The organism is Tistrella bauzanensis (assembly GCF_014636235.1).
GTDB classification, from domain to species: domain Bacteria; phylum Pseudomonadota; class Alphaproteobacteria; order Tistrellales; family Tistrellaceae; genus Tistrella; species Tistrella bauzanensis.
The window spans coordinates 1-546 of sequence record NZ_BMDZ01000221.1 but is presented as its reverse complement, the minus strand read 5'-3'; the positions used below and the strand labels follow the sequence as shown (position 1 = coordinate 546).

At 59.0% G+C, this 546-nt stretch carries 1 protein-coding gene; it reads right to left on the bottom strand.

The features are described 5' to 3' along the window. On the bottom strand, window positions 1-259 hold a 259-nt coding region (locus IEW15_RS25675), incomplete at its 3' end, for an AAA family ATPase (protein ID WP_229708902.1). Between the last annotated feature and the right edge of the window lie 287 nt (window positions 260-546).

The window sequence follows — 546 nt, the reverse complement described above, 5'->3', positions numbered from 1 at the left end:
GGGGGGGGCCGTCGATGATCACGTCGTCGTATCCGCGGGCCAGCTCGCCGACTTCTCGATGAATGGTTGGTCGGGGCAGGCCGATCACGGTCACCAGCGGCGGGGTGTCCCGGGCAGCTGCCCAGTCGAGCGCGCTCCCCTGTGGGTCGGCGTCCACGACGAGAACGCGTCGACCTCTTCGAGCCCGTTCGGCTGCGACGTTGAGGGCCAGTGTCGTCTTGCCGACTCCGCCCTTCTGGTTCAGGAACGACACAATCACAGAAATCTCCATTTGCGATTTTACGATTTTGCGCGGATCGACGGCGACATGTCAAGCCGCTGTACTATGTGCGAGAAAATGGGATAAAGGACGTTATCACATATTTGGAGGGGGTAATGCTGTCGGTAAAGGATGTTCTGACGCTTGGTATCGCGACTCTAGGTGTAATTCTTGGTTTTCTGAATTTATACAGATCTTGGTCTTTAAGAGGCTGTCGCGCAATGAGCGCGGCGGGCTGGTTTAGAGCGTCACCGTCGCCTGGGACGGCGTGAGGCGGCCCGTCCTCC